This window comes from Photobacterium panuliri, assembly GCF_059920555.1.
In genome coordinates this window covers 774,379-796,646 of sequence record NZ_CP197192.1, presented here as the reverse complement: position 1 = coordinate 796,646, position 22,268 = coordinate 774,379, and the positions used below count along the sequence as shown (strand labels likewise).

The 22,268-nt window shown below is 51.9% G+C and carries 8 tRNA genes and 12 rRNA genes; all 20 read right to left on the bottom strand.

Annotation, left to right across the window (positions count from 1 at the left end):
• Positions 1-189 precede the first annotated feature (189 nt).
• A tRNA-Glu gene (locus tag ACSF8X_RS03985) sits at positions 190-265 on the bottom strand.
• A gap of 65 nt (positions 266-330) precedes the next feature.
• Positions 331-1,875 (bottom strand): 16S ribosomal RNA (locus ACSF8X_RS03980).
• Between the two features lie 294 nt (positions 1,876-2,169).
• Positions 2,170-2,285, bottom strand: a 5S ribosomal RNA gene (gene rrf, locus ACSF8X_RS03975).
• 117 nt (positions 2,286-2,402) lie between these two features.
• Positions 2,403-5,291 (bottom strand): 23S ribosomal RNA (locus tag ACSF8X_RS03970).
• Between the two features lie 258 nt (positions 5,292-5,549).
• A tRNA-Ala gene (locus ACSF8X_RS03965) sits at positions 5,550-5,625 on the bottom strand.
• Between the two features lie 43 nt (positions 5,626-5,668).
• A tRNA-Ile gene (locus ACSF8X_RS03960) sits at positions 5,669-5,745 on the bottom strand.
• Positions 5,746-5,819: 74 nt separating this feature from the next.
• Positions 5,820-7,364, bottom strand: a 16S ribosomal RNA gene (locus tag ACSF8X_RS03955).
• Positions 7,365-7,658: 294 nt separating this feature from the next.
• Positions 7,659-7,774 (bottom strand): 5S ribosomal RNA (gene rrf / locus ACSF8X_RS03950).
• 115 nt (positions 7,775-7,889) lie between these two features.
• A 23S ribosomal RNA gene (locus ACSF8X_RS03945) occupies positions 7,890-10,780 on the bottom strand.
• Positions 10,781-11,089: 309 nt separating this feature from the next.
• Positions 11,090-11,165 (bottom strand) — tRNA-Val (locus ACSF8X_RS03940).
• A gap of 31 nt (positions 11,166-11,196) precedes the next feature.
• Positions 11,197-11,272, bottom strand: a tRNA-Lys gene (locus ACSF8X_RS03935).
• 1 nt (position 11,273) lies between these two features.
• Positions 11,274-11,349 (bottom strand) — tRNA-Glu (locus ACSF8X_RS03930).
• Positions 11,350-11,444: 95 nt separating this feature from the next.
• Positions 11,445-12,989, bottom strand: a 16S ribosomal RNA gene (locus ACSF8X_RS03925).
• A gap of 294 nt (positions 12,990-13,283) precedes the next feature.
• A 5S ribosomal RNA gene (gene rrf, locus ACSF8X_RS03920) occupies positions 13,284-13,399 on the bottom strand.
• 115 nt (positions 13,400-13,514) lie between these two features.
• Positions 13,515-16,405: ribosomal RNA gene (locus ACSF8X_RS03915) — 23S ribosomal RNA — on the bottom strand.
• A gap of 316 nt (positions 16,406-16,721) precedes the next feature.
• A 16S ribosomal RNA gene (locus ACSF8X_RS03910) occupies positions 16,722-18,266 on the bottom strand.
• A 363-nt stretch (positions 18,267-18,629) separates the two neighbouring features.
• Positions 18,630-18,745 (bottom strand): 5S ribosomal RNA (gene rrf / locus ACSF8X_RS03905).
• Positions 18,746-18,859: 114 nt separating this feature from the next.
• Positions 18,860-21,749: ribosomal RNA gene (locus tag ACSF8X_RS03900) — 23S ribosomal RNA — on the bottom strand.
• Together the 16S, 23S and 5S rRNA genes with 8 tRNA genes alongside form the textbook arrangement of a ribosomal RNA operon.
• 258 nt (positions 21,750-22,007) lie before the next feature.
• Positions 22,008-22,083 (bottom strand) — tRNA-Ala (locus ACSF8X_RS03895).
• A gap of 43 nt (positions 22,084-22,126) precedes the next feature.
• Positions 22,127-22,203: transfer RNA gene (locus tag ACSF8X_RS03890), tRNA-Ile, on the bottom strand.
• Positions 22,204-22,268 lie beyond the last annotated feature (65 nt).

The following is a 22,268-nucleotide window of genomic DNA, read 5'->3' as shown; positions in this document are numbered from 1 at the left end:
GCCGGACTTCTTACACAAGACACTTGAATGTGTGTTGCTTGAGAACTCGTTCCTACTCGTTAGAGTAGAAACTATAAATCAATCATTCGATTGAATTTACTAGTCAGCTTTCCAGATTGTTAAAGAGCATGTGTTGCCTTGCGGCATCCACTGTCTAACGACACTTGCCAAGCAAGTATGTTTAGAAAGTGGCGTCCCATAGGGGAGTCGAACCCCTGTTACCGCCGTGAAAGGGCGGTGTCCTAGGCCTCTAGACGAATGGGACACGTCGTCTTTACTTTCAACCAAGCAATCTGTGTGGACACTGCGTCAAAAGCGCAGTCATATCGTTAAGGAGGTGATCCAGCCCCAGGTTCCCCTAGGGCTACCTTGTTACGACTTCACCCCAGTCATGAACCACACCGTGGTAAACGCCCCCCCGAAGGTTAAGCTATCTACTTCTGGTGCAGCCCACTCCCATGGTGTGACGGGCGGTGTGTACAAGGCCCGGGAACGTATTCACCGTGGCATTCTGATCCACGATTACTAGCGATTCCGACTTCATGGAGTCGAGTTGCAGACTCCAATCCGGACTACGACGTACTTTGTGGGATTCGCTCACCATCGCTGGTTGGCCGCCCTCTGTATACGCCATTGTAGCACGTGTGTAGCCCTACTCGTAAGGGCCATGATGACTTGACGTCGTCCCCACCTTCCTCCGGTTTATCACCGGCAGTCTCCCTGGAGTTCCCGCCATTACGCGCTGGCAAACAAGGATAGGGGTTGCGCTCGTTGCGGGACTTAACCCAACATTTCACAACACGAGCTGACGACAGCCATGCAGCACCTGTCTCAGAGTTCCCGAAGGCACCAATCCATCTCTGGAAAGTTCTCTGGATGTCAAGAGTAGGTAAGGTTCTTCGCGTTGCATCGAATTAAACCACATGCTCCACCGCTTGTGCGGGCCCCCGTCAATTCATTTGAGTTTTAATCTTGCGACCGTACTCCCCAGGCGGTCTACTTAACGCGTTAGCTCCGAAAGCCACTCCTCAAGGGAACAGCCTCCAAGTAGACATCGTTTACGGCGTGGACTACCAGGGTATCTAATCCTGTTTGCTCCCCACGCTTTCGCATCTGAGCGTCAGTCTTTGTCCAGGGGGCCGCCTTCGCCACCGGTATTCCTTCAGATCTCTACGCATTTCACCGCTACACCTGAAATTCTACCCCCCTCTACAAGACTCTAGCCTGCCAGTTCCAAATGCTATTCCGAGGTTGAGCCCCGGGCTTTCACATCTGGCTTAACAAGCCGCCTGCATGCGCTTTACGCCCAGTAATTCCGATTAACGCTCGCACCCTCCGTATTACCGCGGCTGCTGGCACGGAGTTAGCCGGTGCTTCTTCTGTAGGTAACGTCAAACAATGCCGCTATTAACGACACTGCCTTCCTCCCTACTGAAAGTGCTTTACAACCCGAAGGCCTTCTTCACACACGCGGCATGGCTGCATCAGGGTTTCCCCCATTGTGCAATATTCCCCACTGCTGCCTCCCGTAGGAGTCTGGACCGTGTCTCAGTTCCAGTGTGGCTGATCATCCTCTCAGACCAGCTAGGGATCGTCGCCTAGGTGAGCCGTTACCCCACCTACTAGCTAATCCCACCTGGGCCAATCTTGGCGCGAGAGGCCCGAAGGTCCCCCTCTTTGGTCCGTAGACGTTATGCGGTATTAGCCATCGTTTCCAATGGTTATCCCCCACACCAAGGCATGTTCCCAGGCATTACTCACCCGTCCGCCGCTCGTCATCTCCAAAAGCAAGCTTTTGGAATGTTACCGCTCGACTTGCATGTGTTAGGCCTGCCGCCAGCGTTCAATCTGAGCCATGATCAAACTCTTCAATTAAAGTTTTTGTGTTTCCGAAGAAACGGCTCAGTGATTACTGATAAATTGACTGTGCCGGTATTGCTACCGATTTGGTCACTCAGTTCACTGATTTAAATCTTTTGACTAAATCTTTTCACGAGTGCCCACACAGATTGCATGGTCAAATTGTTAAAGAACATTGGCTTTCCGCGCCGAGGCGCTCAAGCGAGGTGCGTATAATACGCCACACACTTTGAAAGTCAACATAAAACTCTGAGTCACCTCAAAATTCTATGGTGACTTGCTTGAATCTCAAGCAAGTGCAAATTTGAAGCCTGGCGATGTCCTACTCTCACATGGGGAGGCCCCACACTACCATCGGCGCTGTTACGTTTCACTGCTGAGTTCGGCATGGGATCAGGTGGGTCCATAACGCTATGGTCGCCAAGCAAATTCGTTTATTTACCGCCTTGGCAGTAAATAGCAATCTGGGAAAGTCCAACTAGTTATCTCAAGCACTGTCATTCAAGTGCTCATGGAGTCCGATAAAACCCCTTGGGTGTTGTATGGTTAAGCCTCACGGGCAATTAGTACAGGTTAGCTCAACGCCTCACAGCGCTTACACACCCTGCCTATCTACGTCGTAGTCTCCAACAACCCTTCAGGATACTTAAAGTATCAGGGATGACTCATCTTGAGGCTCGCTTCCCGCTTAGATGCTTTCAGCGGTTATCGATTCCGAACTTAGCTACCGGGCAATGCGTCTGGCGACACAACCCGAACACCAGAGGTTCGTCCACTCCGGTCCTCTCGTACTAGGAGCAGCCCCTCTCAATCATCCAGCGCCCACGGCAGATAGGGACCGAACTGTCTCACGACGTTCTAAACCCAGCTCGCGTACCACTTTAAATGGCGAACAGCCATACCCTTGGGACCGACTTCAGCCCCAGGATGTGATGAGCCGACATCGAGGTGCCAAACACCGCCGTCGATATGAACTCTTGGGCGGTATCAGCCTGTTATCCCCGGAGTACCTTTTATCCGTTGAGCGATGGCCCTTCCATACAGAACCACCGGATCACTATGACCTGCTTTCGCACCTGCTCGAACCGTCATTCTCGCAGTCAAGCGGGCTTATGCCATTGCACTAACCTCACGATGTCCGACCGTGATTAGCCCACCTTCGTGCTCCTCCGTTACTCTTTGGGAGGAGACCGCCCCAGTCAAACTACCCACCAGGCACTGTCCGTACCCCCGATAAGGGGGCGACGTTAGAACATCAACACTACAAGGGTGGTATTTCAAGGACGGCTCCACAGATACTGGCGTACCTGCTTCGAAGCCTCCCACCTATCCTACACATGTAGGGTCAATGTTCAGTGCCAAGCTGTAGTAAAGGTTCACGGGGTCTTTCCGTCTAGCCGCGGGTACGCAGCATCTTCACTGCGATTTCAATTTCACTGAGTCTCGGGTGGAGACAGCGTGGCCATCATTACGCCATTCGTGCAGGTCGGAACTTACCCGACAAGGAATTTCGCTACCTTAGGACCGTTATAGTTACGGCCGCCGTTTACCGGGGCTTCGATCAAGAGCTTCGCTTGCGCTAACCCCATCAATTAACCTTCCGGCACCGGGCAGGCGTCACACCGTATACGTCATCTTTCGATTTTGCACAGTGCTGTGTTTTTAATAAACAGTTGCAGCCACCTGGTATCTGCGACTTCCGATAGCTCCATCCGCGAGGGACTTCACCGTCAGAAGCGTACCTTCTCCCGAAGTTACGGTACCATTTTGCCTAGTTCCTTCACCCGAGTTCTCTCAAGCGCCTTGGTATTCTCTACCCGACCACCTGTGTCGGTTTGGGGTACGATTCCTTGCTATCTGAAGCTTAGAGGCTTTTCCCGGAAGCATGGCATCAATGACTTCAGCACCGTAGTGCCTCGACGTCGTATCTCAGCCTTAAGATGGTCCGGATTTGCCTAAACCATCAGCCTACATACTTGAACCTGGACAACCGTCGCCAGGCCCACCTAGCCTTCTCCGTCCCCCCATCGCAATAGCAAGAAGTACGGGAATATTAACCCGTTTCCCATCGACTACGCCTTTCGGCCTCGCCTTAGGGGTCGACTCACCCTGCCCCGATTAACGTTGGACAGGAACCCTTGGTCTTCCGGCGAGGAGGTTTTTCACCCCCTTTGTCGTTACTCATGTCAGCATTCGCACTTCTGATACCTCCAGCGCCCCTTACAGGACACCTTCAGCGGCTTACAGAACGCTCCCCTACCCAATACAATAAATTGCATTGCCGCAGCTTCGGTGTATCGCTTAGCCCCGTTAAATCTTCCGCGCAGGCCGACTCGACCAGTGAGCTATTACGCTTTCTTTAAATGATGGCTGCTTCTAAGCCAACATCCTGGCTGTCTGAGCCTTCCCACATCGTTTCCCACTTAGCGATAACTTTGGGACCTTAGCTGGCGGTCTGGGTTGTTTCCCTCTCCACGACGGACGTTAGCACCCGCCGTGTGTCTCCCGGATAGTACTTACTGGTATTCGGAGTTTGCAAAGGGTTGGTAAGTCGGGATGACCCCCTAGCCTTAACAGTGCTCTACCCCCAGTAGTATTCGTCCGAGGCGCTACCTAAATAGCTTTCGGGGAGAACCAGCTATCTCCGAGTTTGATTGGCCTTTCACCCCTAGCCACAAGTCATCCGCTAATTTTTCAACATTAGTCGGTTCGGTCCTCCAGTAAGTGTTACCTCACCTTCAACCTGCCCATGGCTAGATCACTCGGTTTCGGGTCTAATCCTAGCAACTGAACGCCCAGTTAAGACTCGGTTTCCCTACGGCTCCCCTATACGGTTAACCTTGCTACTAAAATTAAGTCGCTGACCCATTATACAAAAGGTACGCAGTCACAGGACAAGCCTGCTCCTACTGCTTGTACGTACACGGTTTCAGGTTCTATTTCACTCCCCTCACAGGGGTTCTTTTCGCCTTTCCCTCACGGTACTGGTTCACTATCGGTCAGTCAGGAGTATTTAGCCTTGGAGGATGGTCCCCCCATGTTCAGACAGGATAACACGTGTCCCGTCCTACTCGATTTCACTGTAAAGGCACCGTCGGCTACGGGGCTGTCACCCTGTATCGCCACGCTTTCCAGCGTGTTCGCCTAGTGCCAATTCAACTTAAGGGCTAATCCGGTTTCGCTCGCCGCTACTGCCGGAATCTCGGTTGATTTCTTTTCCTCGGGGTACTTAGATGTTTCAGTTCCCCCGGTTCGCCTCACAATGCTATGTATTCACATTGAGATAACTGCTTATGCAGCTGGGTTTCCCCATTCGGAAATCCAAGACTCGAGTGGCTCTTACTGCCTCGTCTTGGCTTATCGCAAGTTAGTACGTCCTTCATCGCCTCTGACTGCCCAGGCATCCACCGTGTACGCTTAGTCACTTAACCATACAACCCCAAGAGGTTTCGTATGTTCAAACAACCAAGGTTGTCTATCTGAGTTGTGATAGACGTTGTTTTGCCGGACTTCTTACACAAGACACTTGAATGTGTGTTGCTTGAGAACTCGTTCCTACTCATTAGAGTAGAAACTATAAATCAATCATTCGATTGAATTTACTAGTCAGCTTTCCAGATTGTTAAAGAACATGTGTTTCTATTGAAAGATCCACTTTCTAACCACACTCAGCGAGTGCATTTAGAAAGTGGTGGAGCTATGCGGGATCGAACCGCAGACCTCCTGCGTGCAAGGCAGGCGCTCTCCCAGCTGAGCTATAACCCCAACGTTCGAAAGACTTCTCACTCACTTTCTCCGGGAGAGAAAGTGGTGGGTCTGAGTGGACTTGAACCACCGACCTCACCCTTATCAGGGGTGCGCTCTAACCACCTGAGCTACAGACCCAAGTCTTTCACGTTCTTCTACATTTTAACCAGGCAATCTGTGTGGACACTGCGTCAAAAGCGCAGTCATATCGTTAAGGAGGTGATCCAGCCCCAGGTTCCCCTAGGGCTACCTTGTTACGACTTCACCCCAGTCATGAACCACACCGTGGTAAACGCCCCCCCGAAGGTTAAGCTATCTACTTCTGGTGCAGCCCACTCCCATGGTGTGACGGGCGGTGTGTACAAGGCCCGGGAACGTATTCACCGTGGCATTCTGATCCACGATTACTAGCGATTCCGACTTCATGGAGTCGAGTTGCAGACTCCAATCCGGACTACGACGTACTTTGTGGGATTCGCTCACCATCGCTGGTTGGCCGCCCTCTGTATACGCCATTGTAGCACGTGTGTAGCCCTACTCGTAAGGGCCATGATGACTTGACGTCGTCCCCACCTTCCTCCGGTTTATCACCGGCAGTCTCCCTGGAGTTCCCACCATTACGTGCTGGCAAACAAGGATAGGGGTTGCGCTCGTTGCGGGACTTAACCCAACATTTCACAACACGAGCTGACGACAGCCATGCAGCACCTGTCTCAGAGTTCCCGAAGGCACCAAAGCATCTCTGCTAAGTTCTCTGGATGTCAAGAGTAGGTAAGGTTCTTCGCGTTGCATCGAATTAAACCACATGCTCCACCGCTTGTGCGGGCCCCCGTCAATTCATTTGAGTTTTAATCTTGCGACCGTACTCCCCAGGCGGTCTACTTAACGCGTTAGCTCCGAAAGCCACTCCTCAAGGGAACAGCCTCCAAGTAGACATCGTTTACGGCGTGGACTACCAGGGTATCTAATCCTGTTTGCTCCCCACGCTTTCGCATCTGAGCGTCAGTCTTTGTCCAGGGGGCCGCCTTCGCCACCGGTATTCCTTCAGATCTCTACGCATTTCACCGCTACACCTGAAATTCTACCCCCCTCTACAAGACTCTAGCCTGCCAGTTCCAAATGCTATTCCGAGGTTGAGCCCCGGGCTTTCACATCTGGCTTAACAAGCCGCCTGCATGCGCTTTACGCCCAGTAATTCCGATTAACGCTCGCACCCTCCGTATTACCGCGGCTGCTGGCACGGAGTTAGCCGGTGCTTCTTCTGTAGGTAACGTCAAACAATGCCGCTATTAACGACACTGCCTTCCTCCCTACTGAAAGTGCTTTACAACCCGAAGGCCTTCTTCACACACGCGGCATGGCTGCATCAGGGTTTCCCCCATTGTGCAATATTCCCCACTGCTGCCTCCCGTAGGAGTCTGGACCGTGTCTCAGTTCCAGTGTGGCTGATCATCCTCTCAGACCAGCTAGGGATCGTCGCCTAGGTGAGCCGTTACCCCACCTACTAGCTAATCCCACCTGGGCCAATCTTGGCGCGAGAGGCCCGAAGGTCCCCCTCTTTGGTCCGTAGACGTTATGCGGTATTAGCCATCGTTTCCAATGGTTATCCCCCACACCAAGGCATGTTCCCAGGCATTACTCACCCGTCCGCCGCTCGTCATCTCCAAAAGCAAGCTTTTGGAATGTTACCGCTCGACTTGCATGTGTTAGGCCTGCCGCCAGCGTTCAATCTGAGCCATGATCAAACTCTTCAATTAAAGTTTTTGTGTTTCCGAAGAAACGGCTCAGTGATTACTGATAAATTGACTGTGCCGGTATTGCTACCGATTTGGTCACTCAGTTCACTGATTTAAATCTTTTGACTAAATCTTTTCACGAGTGCCCACACAGATTGCATGGTCAAATTGTTAAAGAACATTGGCTTTCCGCGCCGAGGCGCTCAAGCGAGGTGCGTATAATACGCCACACACTTTGAAAGTCAACATAAAACTCTGAGTCACCTCAAAATTCTATGGTGACTTGCTTGAATCTCAAGCAAGTGCAAATTTGAAGCCTGGCGATGTCCTACTCTCACATGGGGAGGCCCCACACTACCATCGGCGCTGTTACGTTTCACTGCTGAGTTCGGCATGGGATCAGGTGGGTCCATAACGCTATGGTCGCCAAGCAAATTCGTTTATTTACCGCCTCGGCAGTAAATAGCAATCTGGGAAAGTTAACTAGTGTCTCAAGCACTTCCATTCAAGTGCTCGTGGAGTCCGATAAAACCCCTTGGGTGTTGTATGGTTAAGCCTCACGGGCAATTAGTACAGGTTAGCTCAACGCCTCACAGCGCTTACACACCCTGCCTATCTACGTCGTAGTCTCCAACAACCCTTCAGGATACTTGTAGTATCAGGGATGACTCATCTTGAGGCTCGCTTCCCGCTTAGATGCTTTCAGCGGTTATCGATTCCGAACTTAGCTACCGGGCAATGCGTCTGGCGACACAACCCGAACACCAGAGGTTCGTCCACTCCGGTCCTCTCGTACTAGGAGCAGCCCCTCTCAATCATCCAGCGCCCACGGCAGATAGGGACCGAACTGTCTCACGACGTTCTAAACCCAGCTCGCGTACCACTTTAAATGGCGAACAGCCATACCCTTGGGACCGACTTCAGCCCCAGGATGTGATGAGCCGACATCGAGGTGCCAAACACCGCCGTCGATATGAACTCTTGGGCGGTATCAGCCTGTTATCCCCGGAGTACCTTTTATCCGTTGAGCGATGGCCCTTCCATACAGAACCACCGGATCACTATGACCTGCTTTCGCACCTGCTCGAACCGTCATTCTCGCAGTCAAGCGGGCTTATGCCATTGCACTAACCTCACGATGTCCGACCGTGATTAGCCCACCTTCGTGCTCCTCCGTTACTCTTTGGGAGGAGACCGCCCCAGTCAAACTACCCACCAGGCACTGTCCGTACCCCCGATAAGGGGGCGACGTTAGAACATCAACACTACAAGGGTGGTATTTCAAGGACGGCTCCACAGATACTGGCGTACCTGCTTCGAAGCCTCCCACCTATCCTACACATGTAGGGTCAATGTTCAGTGCCAAGCTGTAGTAAAGGTTCACGGGGTCTTTCCGTCTAGCCGCGGGTACGCAGCATCTTCACTGCGATTTCAATTTCACTGAGTCTCGGGTGGAGACAGCGTGGCCATCATTACGCCATTCGTGCAGGTCGGAACTTACCCGACAAGGAATTTCGCTACCTTAGGACCGTTATAGTTACGGCCGCCGTTTACCGGGGCTTCGATCAAGAGCTTCGCTTGCGCTAACCCCATCAATTAACCTTCCGGCACCGGGCAGGCGTCACACCGTATACGTCATCTTTCGATTTTGCACAGTGCTGTGTTTTTAATAAACAGTTGCAGCCACCTGGTATCTGCGACTTCCGATAGCTCCATCCGCGAGGGACTTCACCGTCAGAAGCGTACCTTCTCCCGAAGTTACGGTACCATTTTGCCTAGTTCCTTCACCCGAGTTCTCTCAAGCGCCTTGGTATTCTCTACCCGACCACCTGTGTCGGTTTGGGGTACGATTCCTTGCTATCTGAAGCTTAGAGGCTTTTCCCGGAAGCATGGCATCAATGACTTCAGCACCGTAGTGCCTCGACGTCGTATCTCAGCCTTGAGATGGTCCGGATTTGCCTAAACCATCAGCCTACATACTTGAACCTGGACAACCGTCGCCAGGCCCACCTAGCCTTCTCCGTCCCCCCATCGCAATAGCAAGAAGTACGGGAATATTAACCCGTTTCCCATCGACTACGCCTTTCGGCCTCGCCTTAGGGGTCGACTCACCCTGCCCCGATTAACGTTGGACAGGAACCCTTGGTCTTCCGGCGAGGAGGTTTTTCACCCCCTTTGTCGTTACTCATGTCAGCATTCGCACTTCTGATACCTCCAGCGCCCCTTACAGGACACCTTCAGCGGCTTACAGAACGCTCCCCTACCCAATGTGAACAAGTCACATTGCCGCAGCTTCGGTGTATCGCTTAGCCCCGTTAAATCTTCCGCGCAGGCCGACTCGACCAGTGAGCTATTACGCTTTCTTTAAATGATGGCTGCTTCTAAGCCAACATCCTGGCTGTCTGAGCCTTCCCACATCGTTTCCCACTTAGCGATAACTTTGGGACCTTAGCTGGCGGTCTGGGTTGTTTCCCTCTCCACGACGGACGTTAGCACCCGCCGTGTGTCTCCCGGATAGTACTTACTGGTATTCGGAGTTTGCAAAGGGTTGGTAAGTCGGGATGACCCCCTAGCCTTAACAGTGCTCTACCCCCAGTAGTATTCGTCCGAGGCGCTACCTAAATAGCTTTCGGGGAGAACCAGCTATCTCCGAGTTTGATTGGCCTTTCACCCCTAGCCACAAGTCATCCGCTAATTTTTCAACATTAGTCGGTTCGGTCCTCCAGTAAGTGTTACCTCACCTTCAACCTGCCCATGGCTAGATCACTCGGTTTCGGGTCTAATCCTAGCAACTGAACGCCCAGTTAAGACTCGGTTTCCCTACGGCTCCCCTATACGGTTAACCTTGCTACTAAAATTAAGTCGCTGACCCATTATACAAAAGGTACGCAGTCACAGGACGAAGCCTGCTCCTACTGCTTGTACGTACACGGTTTCAGGTTCTATTTCACTCCCCTCACAGGGGTTCTTTTCGCCTTTCCCTCACGGTACTGGTTCACTATCGGTCAGTCAGGAGTATTTAGCCTTGGAGGATGGTCCCCCCATGTTCAGACAGGATAACACGTGTCCCGTCCTACTCGATTTCACTGTAAAGGCACCGTCGGCTACGGGGCTGTCACCCTGTATCGCCACGCTTTCCAGCGTGTTCGCCTAGTGCCAATTCAACTTAAGGGCTAATCCGGTTTCGCTCGCCGCTACTGCCGGAATCTCGGTTGATTTCTTTTCCTCGGGGTACTTAGATGTTTCAGTTCCCCCGGTTCGCCTCACAATGCTATGTATTCACATTGAGATAACTGCTTATGCAGCTGGGTTTCCCCATTCGGAAATCCAAGACTCGAGTGGCTCTTACTGCCTCGTCTTGGCTTATCGCAAGTTAGTACGTCCTTCATCGCCTCTGACTGCCCAGGCATCCACCGTGTACGCTTAGTCACTTAACCATACAACCCCAAGAGGTTTCGTATGTTCAAACAACCAAGGTTGTCTATCTGAGTTGTGATAGACGTTGTTTTGCCGGACTTCTTACACAAGACACTTGAATGTGTGTTGCTTGAGAACTCGTTCCTACTCGTTAGAGTAGAAACTATAAATCAATCATTCGATTGAATTTACTAGTCAGCTTTCCAGATTGTTAAAGAGCATGCAATTCTTTCGAACCACTTTCTAATGATTTTCGGCGGCAAAAATGCGGACCCAACAAAGTCAACCTTCATTGAATCTGCGTATCCGTGCAGAAAATACTTAGAGAGTGGTGGGCGATACCGGGCTCGAACCAGTGACCCCCTGCTTGTAAGGCAGGTGCTCTCCCAACTGAGCTAATCGCCCACGATAGTTTTGATTCCTTCGCGAGAAAGAATGGTGGGTCGTGCAGGATTCGAACCTGCGACCAATTGATTAAAAGTCAACTGCTCTACCAACTGAGCTAACGACCCGTGGCGTCCCATAGGGGAGTCGAACCCCTGTTACCGCCGTGAAAGGGCGGTGTCCTAGGCCTCTAGACGAATGGGACTACGTTTTTCCGGGCTTGGGCACCCGAAACATGTTCTCTACTTTTTCGACCAGGCAATCTGTGTGGACACTGCGTCAAAAGCGCAGTCATATCGTTAAGGAGGTGATCCAGCCCCAGGTTCCCCTAGGGCTACCTTGTTACGACTTCACCCCAGTCATGAACCACACCGTGGTAAACGCCCTCCCGAAGGTTAAGCTATCTACTTCTGGTGCAGCCCACTCCCATGGTGTGACGGGCGGTGTGTACAAGGCCCGGGAACGTATTCACCGTGGCATTCTGATCCACGATTACTAGCGATTCCGACTTCATGGAGTCGAGTTGCAGACTCCAATCCGGACTACGACGTACTTTGTGGGATTCGCTCACCATCGCTGGTTGGCCGCCCTCTGTATACGCCATTGTAGCACGTGTGTAGCCCTACTCGTAAGGGCCATGATGACTTGACGTCGTCCCCACCTTCCTCCGGTTTATCACCGGCAGTCTCCCTGGAGTTCCCACCATTACGTGCTGGCAAACAAGGATAGGGGTTGCGCTCGTTGCGGGACTTAACCCAACATTTCACAACACGAGCTGACGACAGCCATGCAGCACCTGTCTCAGAGTTCCCGAAGGCACCAAAGCATCTCTGCTAAGTTCTCTGGATGTCAAGAGTAGGTAAGGTTCTTCGCGTTGCATCGAATTAAACCACATGCTCCACCGCTTGTGCGGGCCCCCGTCAATTCATTTGAGTTTTAATCTTGCGACCGTACTCCCCAGGCGGTCTACTTAACGCGTTAGCTCCGAAAGCCACTCCTCAAGGGAACAGCCTCCAAGTAGACATCGTTTACGGCGTGGACTACCAGGGTATCTAATCCTGTTTGCTCCCCACGCTTTCGCATCTGAGCGTCAGTCTTTGTCCAGGGGGCCGCCTTCGCCACCGGTATTCCTTCAGATCTCTACGCATTTCACCGCTACACCTGAAATTCTACCCCCCTCTACAAGACTCTAGCCTGCCAGTTCCAAATGCTATTCCGAGGTTGAGCCCCGGGCTTTCACATCTGGCTTAACAAGCCGCCTGCATGCGCTTTACGCCCAGTAATTCCGATTAACGCTCGCACCCTCCGTATTACCGCGGCTGCTGGCACGGAGTTAGCCGGTGCTTCTTCTGTAGGTAACGTCAAACAATGCCGCTATTAACGACACTGCCTTCCTCCCTACTGAAAGTGCTTTACAACCCGAAGGCCTTCTTCACACACGCGGCATGGCTGCATCAGGGTTTCCCCCATTGTGCAATATTCCCCACTGCTGCCTCCCGTAGGAGTCTGGACCGTGTCTCAGTTCCAGTGTGGCTGATCATCCTCTCAGACCAGCTAGGGATCGTCGCCTAGGTGAGCCGTTACCCCACCTACTAGCTAATCCCACCTGGGCCAATCTTGGCGCGAGAGGCCCGAAGGTCCCCCTCTTTGGTCCGTAGACGTTATGCGGTATTAGCCATCGTTTCCAATGGTTATCCCCCACACCAAGGCATGTTCCCAGGCATTACTCACCCGTCCGCCGCTCGTCATCTCCAAAAGCAAGCTTTTGGAATGTTACCGCTCGACTTGCATGTGTTAGGCCTGCCGCCAGCGTTCAATCTGAGCCATGATCAAACTCTTCAATTAAAGTTTTTGTGTTTCCGAAGAAACGGCTCAGTGATTACTGATAAATTGACTGTGCCGGTATTGCTACCGATTTGGTCACTCAGTTCACTGATTTAAATCTTTTGACTAAATCTTTTCACGAGTGCCCACACAGATTGCATGGTCAAATTGTTAAAGAACATTGGCTTTCCGCGCCGAGGCGCTCAAGCGAGGTGCGTATAATACGCCACACACTTTGAAAGTCAACATAAAACTCTGAGTCACCTCAAAATTCTATGGTGACTTGCTTGAATCTCAAGCAAGTGCAAATTTGAAGCCTGGCGATGTCCTACTCTCACATGGGGAGGCCCCACACTACCATCGGCGCTGTTACGTTTCACTGCTGAGTTCGGCATGGGATCAGGTGGGTCCATAACGCTATGGTCGCCAAGCAAATTCGTTTATTTACCGCCTCGGCAGTAAATAGCAATCTGGGAAAGTTAACTAGTGTCTCAAGCACTTCCATTCAAGTGCTCGTGGAGTCCGATAAAACCCCTTGGGTGTTGTATGGTTAAGCCTCACGGGCAATTAGTACAGGTTAGCTCAACGCCTCACAGCGCTTACACACCCTGCCTATCTACGTCGTAGTCTCCAACAACCCTTCAGGATACTTGTAGTATCAGGGATGACTCATCTTGAGGCTCGCTTCCCGCTTAGATGCTTTCAGCGGTTATCGATTCCGAACTTAGCTACCGGGCAATGCGTCTGGCGACACAACCCGAACACCAGAGGTTCGTCCACTCCGGTCCTCTCGTACTAGGAGCAGCCCCTCTCAATCATCCAGCGCCCACGGCAGATAGGGACCGAACTGTCTCACGACGTTCTAAACCCAGCTCGCGTACCACTTTAAATGGCGAACAGCCATACCCTTGGGACCGACTTCAGCCCCAGGATGTGATGAGCCGACATCGAGGTGCCAAACACCGCCGTCGATATGAACTCTTGGGCGGTATCAGCCTGTTATCCCCGGAGTACCTTTTATCCGTTGAGCGATGGCCCTTCCATACAGAACCACCGGATCACTATGACCTGCTTTCGCACCTGCTCGAACCGTCATTCTCGCAGTCAAGCGGGCTTATGCCATTGCACTAACCTCACGATGTCCGACCGTGATTAGCCCACCTTCGTGCTCCTCCGTTACTCTTTGGGAGGAGACCGCCCCAGTCAAACTACCCACCAGGCACTGTCCGTACCCCCGATAAGGGGGCGACGTTAGAACATCAACACTACAAGGGTGGTATTTCAAGGACGGCTCCACAGATACTGGCGTACCTGCTTCGAAGCCTCCCACCTATCCTACACATGTAGGGTCAATGTTCAGTGCCAAGCTGTAGTAAAGGTTCACGGGGTCTTTCCGTCTAGCCGCGGGTACGCAGCATCTTCACTGCGATTTCAATTTCACTGAGTCTCGGGTGGAGACAGCGTGGCCATCATTACGCCATTCGTGCAGGTCGGAACTTACCCGACAAGGAATTTCGCTACCTTAGGACCGTTATAGTTACGGCCGCCGTTTACCGGGGCTTCGATCAAGAGCTTCGCTTGCGCTAACCCCATCAATTAACCTTCCGGCACCGGGCAGGCGTCACACCGTATACGTCATCTTTCGATTTTGCACAGTGCTGTGTTTTTAATAAACAGTTGCAGCCACCTGGTATCTGCGACTTCCGATAGCTCCATCCGCGAGGGACTTCACCGTCAGAAGCGTACCTTCTCCCGAAGTTACGGTACCATTTTGCCTAGTTCCTTCACCCGAGTTCTCTCAAGCGCCTTGGTATTCTCTACCCGACCACCTGTGTCGGTTTGGGGTACGATTCCTTGCTATCTGAAGCTTAGAGGCTTTTCCCGGAAGCATGGCATCAATGACTTCAGCACCGTAGTGCCTCGACATCGTATCTCAGCCTTGAGATGGTCCGGATTTGCCTAAACCATCAGCCTACATACTTGAACCTGGACAACCGTCGCCAGGCCCACCTAGCCTTCTCCGTCCCCCCATCGCAATAGCAAGAAGTACGGGAATATTAACCCGTTTCCCATCGACTACGCCTTTCGGCCTCGCCTTAGGGGTCGACTCACCCTGCCCCGATTAACGTTGGACAGGAACCCTTGGTCTTCCGGCGAGGAGGTTTTTCACCCCCTTTGTCGTTACTCATGTCAGCATTCGCACTTCTGATACCTCCAGCGCCCCTTACAGGACACCTTCAGCGGCTTACAGAACGCTCCCCTACCCAATGTGAACAAGTCACATTGCCGCAGCTTCGGTGTATCGCTTAGCCCCGTTAAATCTTCCGCGCAGGCCGACTCGACCAGTGAGCTATTACGCTTTCTTTAAATGATGGCTGCTTCTAAGCCAACATCCTGGCTGTCTGAGCCTTCCCACATCGTTTCCCACTTAGCGATAACTTTGGGACCTTAGCTGGCGGTCTGGGTTGTTTCCCTCTCCACGACGGACGTTAGCACCCGCCGTGTGTCTCCCGGATAGTACTTACTGGTATTCGGAGTTTGCAAAGGGTTGGTAAGTCGGGATGACCCCCTAGCCTTAACAGTGCTCTACCCCCAGTAGTATTCGTCCGAGGCGCTACCTAAATAGCTTTCGGGGAGAACCAGCTATCTCCGAGTTTGATTGGCCTTTCACCCCTAGCCACAAGTCATCCGCTAATTTTTCAACATTAGTCGGTTCGGTCCTCCAGTAAGTGTTACCTCACCTTCAACCTGCCCATGGCTAGATCACTCGGTTTCGGGTCTAATCCTAGCAACTGAACGCCCAGTTAAGACTCGGTTTCCCTACGGCTCCCCTATACGGTTAACCTTGCTACTAAAATTAAGTCGCTGACCCATTATACAAAAGGTACGCAGTCACAGGACGAAGCCTGCTCCTACTGCTTGTACGTACACGGTTTCAGGTTCTATTTCACTCCCCTCACAGGGGTTCTTTTCGCCTTTCCCTCACGGTACTGGTTCACTATCGGTCAGTCAGGAGTATTTAGCCTTGGAGGATGGTCCCCCCATGTTCAGACAGGATAACACGTGTCCCGTCCTACTCGATTTCACTGTAAAGGCACCGTCGGCTACGGGGCTGTCACCCTGTATCGCCACGCTTTCCAGCGTGTTCGCCTAGTGCCAATTCAACTTAAGGGCTAATCCGGTTTCGCTCGCCGCTACTGCCGGAATCTCGGTTGATTTCTTTTCCTCGGGGTACTTAGATGTTTCAGTTCCCCCGGTTCGCCTCACAATGCTATGTATTCACATTGAGATAACTGCTTATGCAGCTGGGTTTCCCCATTCGGAAATCCAAGACTCGAGTGGCTCTTACTGCCTCGTCTTGGCTTATCGCAAGTTAGTACGTCCTTCATCGCCTCTGACTGCCCAGGCATCCACCGTGTACGCTTAGTCACTTAACCATACAACCCCAAGAGGTTTCGTATGTTCAAACAACCAAGGTTGTCTATCTGAGTTGTGATAGACGTTGTTTTGCCGGACTTCTTACACAAGACACTTGAATGTGTGTTGCTTGAGAACTCGTTCCTACTCGTTAGAGTAGAAACTATAAATCAATCGTTCGATTGAATTTACTAGTCAGCTTTCCAGATTGTTAAAGAGCATAACGCAAAAGCGTTAATCAATAACGGGTGTTATTGATTAGCACTCTTGCCTGTTCCAAAACCATTTCACCAAGCAATCTGTGTGGACACTGCGTCAAAAGCGCAGTCATATCGTTAAGGAGGTGATCCAGCCCCAGGTTCCCCTAGGGCTACCTTGTTACGACTTCACCCCAGTCATGAACCACACCGTGGTAAACGCCCTCCCGAAGGTTAAGCTATCTACTTCTGGTGCAGCCCACTCCCATGGTGTGACGGGCGGTGTGTACAAGGCCCGGGAACGTATTCACCGTGGCATTCTGATCCACGATTACTAGCGATTCCGACTTCATGGAGTCGAGTTGCAGACTCCAATCCGGACTACGACGTACTTTGTGGGATTCGCTCACCATCGCTGGTTGGCCGCCCTCTGTATACGCCATTGTAGCACGTGTGTAGCCCTACTCGTAAGGGCCATGATGACTTGACGTCGTCCCCACCTTCCTCCGGTTTATCACCGGCAGTCTCCCTGGAGTTCCCGCCATTACGCGCTGGCAAACAAGGATAGGGGTTGCGCTCGTTGCGGGACTTAACCCAACATTTCACAACACGAGCTGACGACAGCCATGCAGCACCTGTCTCAGAGTTCCCGAAGGCACCAATCCATCTCTGGAAAGTTCTCTGGATGTCAAGAGTAGGTAAGGTTCTTCGCGTTGCATCGAATTAAACCACATGCTCCACCGCTTGTGCGGGCCCCCGTCAATTCATTTGAGTTTTAATCTTGCGACCGTACTCCCCAGGCGGTCTACTTAACGCGTTAGCTCCGAAAGCCACTCCTCAAGGGAACAGCCTCCAAGTAGACATCGTTTACGGCGTGGACTACCAGGGTATCTAATCCTGTTTGCTCCCCACGCTTTCGCATCTGAGCGTCAGTCTTTGTCCAGGGGGCCGCCTTCGCCACCGGTATTCCTTCAGATCTCTACGCATTTCACCGCTACACCTGAAATTCTACCCCCCTCTACAAGACTCTAGCCTGCCAGTTCCAAATGCTATTCCGAGGTTGAGCCCCGGGCTTTCACATCTGGCTTAACAAGCCGCCTGCATGCGCTTTACGCCCAGTAATTCCGATTAACGCTCGCACCCTCCGTATTACCGCGGCTGCTGGCACGGAGTTAGCCGGTGCTTCTTCTGTAGGTAACGTCAAACAATGCCGCTATTAACGACACTGCCTTCCTCCCTACTGAAAGTGCTTTACAACCCGAAGGCCTTCTTCACACACGCGGCATGGCTGCATCAGGGTTTCCCCCATTGTGCAATATTCCCCACTGCTGCCTCCCGTAGGAGTCTGGACCGTGTCTCAGTTCCAGTGTGGCTGATCATCCTCTCAGACCAGCTAGGGATCGTCGCCTAGGTGAGCCGTTACCCCACCTACTAGCTAATCCCACCTGGGCCAATCTTGGCGCGAGAGGCCCGAAGGTCCCCCTCTTTGGTCCGTAGACGTTATGCGGTATTAGCCATCGTTTCCAATGGTTATCCCCCACACCAAGGCATGTTCCCAGGCATTACTCACCCGTCCGCCGCTCGTCATCTCCAAAAGCAAGCTTTTGGAATGTTACCGCTCGACTTGCATGTGTTAGGCCTGCCGCCAGCGTTCAATCTGAGCCATGATCAAACTCTTCAATTAAAGTTTTGGTGTTTCCGAAGAAACGGCTCAGTGATTACTGATAAATTGACTGTGCCGGTATTGCTACCGATTTGGTCACTCAGTTCACTGATTTAAATCTTTTGACTAAATCTTTTCACGAGTGCCCACACAGATTGCATGGTCAAATTGTTAAAGAACGTTGACTATCAATGCGTTAACGCGTTGCGCTTCAGCAAGTCAGGTGGCGTACAATACGCTTTTCTGATATCCAGTCAAGACAAAACTTTCATCTTTTTTGCCACTTGGCGAGAAAGTGAAAACCTTCTGTTGACTCCGCTCACATTGCAACCAGCCGGAGCGAAAGAAAAGCCCGTTGTAGCCAACGGGCTTCCTAAATTTTGAGCCTGGCGATGTCCTACTCTCACATGGGGAGGCCCCACACTACCATCGGCGCTGTTACGTTTCACTGCTGAGTTCGGCATGGGATCAGGTGGGTCCATAACGCTATGGTCGCCAAGCAAATTCGTTTATTTACCGCCTTGGCAGTAAATAGCAATCTGGGAAAGTTAACTAGTGTCTCAAGCACTGCATTCAAGTGCTCGTGGAGTCCGATAAAACCCCTTGGGTGTTGTATGGTTAAGCCTCACGGGCAATTAGTACAGGTTAGCTCAACGCCTCACAGCGCTTACACACCCTGCCTATCTACGTCGTAGTCTCCAACAACCCTTCAGGATACTTAAAGTATCAGGGATGACTCATCTTGAGGCTCGCTTCCCGCTTAGATGCTTTCAGCGGTTATCGATTCCGAACTTAGCTACCGGGCAATGCGTCTGGCGACACAACCCGAACACCAGAGGTTCGTCCACTCCGGTCCTCTCGTACTAGGAGCAGCCCCTCTCAATCATCCAGCGCCCACGGCAGATAGGGACCGAACTGTCTCACGACGTTCTAAACCCAGCTCGCGTACCACTTTAAATGGCGAACAGCCATACCCTTGGGACCGACTTCAGCCCCAGGATGTGATGAGCCGACATCGAGGTGCCAAACACCGCCGTCGATATGAACTCTTGGGCGGTATCAGCCTGTTATCCCCGGAGTACCTTTTATCCGTTGAGCGATGGCCCTTCCATACAGAACCACCGGATCACTATGACCTGCTTTCGCACCTGCTCGAACCGTCATTCTCGCAGTCAAGCGGGCTTATGCCATTGCACTAACCTCACGATGTCCGACCGTGATTAGCCCACCTTCGTGCTCCTCCGTTACTCTTTGGGAGGAGACCGCCCCAGTCAAACTACCCACCAGGCACTGTCCGTACCCCCGATAAGGGGGCGACGTTAGAACATCAACACTACAAGGGTGGTATTTCAAGGACGGCTCCACAGATACTGGCGTACCTGCTTCGAAGCCTCCCACCTATCCTACACATGTAGGGTCAATGTTCAGTGCCAAGCTGTAGTAAAGGTTCACGGGGTCTTTCCGTCTAGCCGCGGGTACGCAGCATCTTCACTGCGATTTCAATTTCACTGAGTCTCGGGTGGAGACAGCGTGGCCATCATTACGCCATTCGTGCAGGTCGGAACTTACCCGACAAGGAATTTCGCTACCTTAGGACCGTTATAGTTACGGCCGCCGTTTACCGGGGCTTCGATCAAGAGCTTCGCTTGCGCTAACCCCATCAATTAACCTTCCGGCACCGGGCAGGCGTCACACCGTATACGTCATCTTTCGATTTTGCACAGTGCTGTGTTTTTAATAAACAGTTGCAGCCACCTGGTATCTGCGACTTCCGATAGCTCCATCCGCGAGGGACTTCACCGTCAGAAGCGTACCTTCTCCCGAAGTTACGGTACCATTTTGCCTAGTTCCTTCACCCGAGTTCTCTCAAGCGCCTTGGTATTCTCTACCCGACCACCTGTGTCGGTTTGGGGTACGATTCCTTGCTATCTGAAGCTTAGAGGCTTTTCCCGGAAGCATGGCATCAATGACTTCAGCACCGTAGTGCCTCGACGTCGTATCTCAGCCTTGAGATGGTCCGGATTTGCCTAAACCATCAGCCTACATACTTGAACCTGGACAACCGTCGCCAGGCCCACCTAGCCTTCTCCGTCCCCCCATCGCAATAGCAAGAAGTACGGGAATATTAACCCGTTTCCCATCGACTACGCCTTTCGGCCTCGCCTTAGGGGTCGACTCACCCTGCCCCGATTAACGTTGGACAGGAACCCTTGGTCTTCCGGCGAGGAGGTTTTTCACCCCCTTTGTCGTTACTCATGTCAGCATTCGCACTTCTGATACCTCCAGCGCCCCTTACAGGACACCTTCAGCGGCTTACAGAACGCTCCCCTACCCAATACAATAAATTGCATTGCCGCAGCTTCGGTGTATCGCTTAGCCCCGTTAAATCTTCCGCGCAGGCCGACTCGACCAGTGAGCTATTACGCTTTCTTTAAATGATGGCTGCTTCTAAGCCAACATCCTGGCTGTCTGAGCCTTCCCACATCGTTTCCCACTTAGCGATAACTTTGGGACCTTAGCTGGCGGTCTGGGTTGTTTCCCTCTCCACGACGGACGTTAGCACCCGCCGTGTGTCTCCCGGATAGTACTTACTGGTATTCGGAGTTTGCAAAGGGTTGGTAAGTCGGGATGACCCCCTAGCCTTAACAGTGCTCTACCCCCAGTAGTATTCGTCCGAGGCGCTACCTAAATAGCTTTCGGGGAGAACCAGCTATCTCCGAGTTTGATTGGCCTTTCACCCCTAGCCACAAGTCATCCGCTAATTTTTCAACATTAGTCGGTTCGGTCCTCCAGTAAGTGTTACCTCACCTTCAACCTGCCCATGGCTAGATCACTCGGTTTCGGGTCTAATCCTAGCAACTGAACGCCCAGTTAAGACTCGGTTTCCCTACGGCTCCCCTATACGGTTAACCTTGCTACTAAAATTAAGTCGCTGACCCATTATACAAAAGGTACGCAGTCACAGGACGAAGCCTGCTCCTACTGCTTGTACGTACACGGTTTCAGGTTCTATTTCACTCCCCTCACAGGGGTTCTTTTCGCCTTTCCCTCACGGTACTGGTTCACTATCGGTCAGTCAGGAGTATTTAGCCTTGGAGGATGGTCCCCCCATGTTCAGACAGGATAACACGTGTCCCGTCCTACTCGATTTCACTGTAAAGGCACCGTCGGCTACGGGGCTGTCACCCTGTATCGCCACGCTTTCCAGCGTGTTCGCCTAGTGCCAATTCAACTTAAGGGCTAATCCGGTTTCGCTCGCCGCTACTGCCGGAATCTCGGTTGATTTCTTTTCCTCGGGGTACTTAGATGTTTCAGTTCCCCCGGTTCGCCTCACAATGCTATGTATTCACATTGAGATAACTGCTTATGCAGCTGGGTTTCCCCATTCGGAAATCCAAGACTCGAGTGGCTCTTACTGCCTCGTCTTGGCTTATCGCAAGTTAGTACGTCCTTCATCGCCTCTGACTGCCCAGGCATCCACCGTGTACGCTTAGTCACTTAACCATACAACCCCAAGAGGTTTCGTATGTTCAAACAACCAAGGTTGTCTATCTGAGTTGTGATAGACGTTGTTTTGCCGGACTTCTTACACAAGACACTTGAATGTGTGTTGCTTGAGAACTCGTTCCTACTCGTTAGAGTAGAAACTATAAATCAATCGTTCGATTGAATTTACTAGTCAGCTTTCCAGATTGTTAAAGAACATGTGTTTCTATTGAAAGATCCACTTTCTAACCACACTCAGCGAGTGCATTTAGAAAGTGGTGGAGCTATGCGGGATCGAACCGCAGACCTCCTGCGTGCAAGGCAGGCGCTCTCCCAGCTGAGCTATAACCCCAACGTTCGAAAGACTTCTCACTCACTTCCTCCGGGAGAGAAAGTGGTGGGTCTGAGTGGACTTGAACCACCGACCTCACCCTTATCAGGGGTGCGCTCTAACCACCTGAGCTACAGACCCAAGTCTTTCACGTTCTTCTACATTTTAACCAGGCAATCTGTGTGGACACTGCGTCAAAAGCGCAG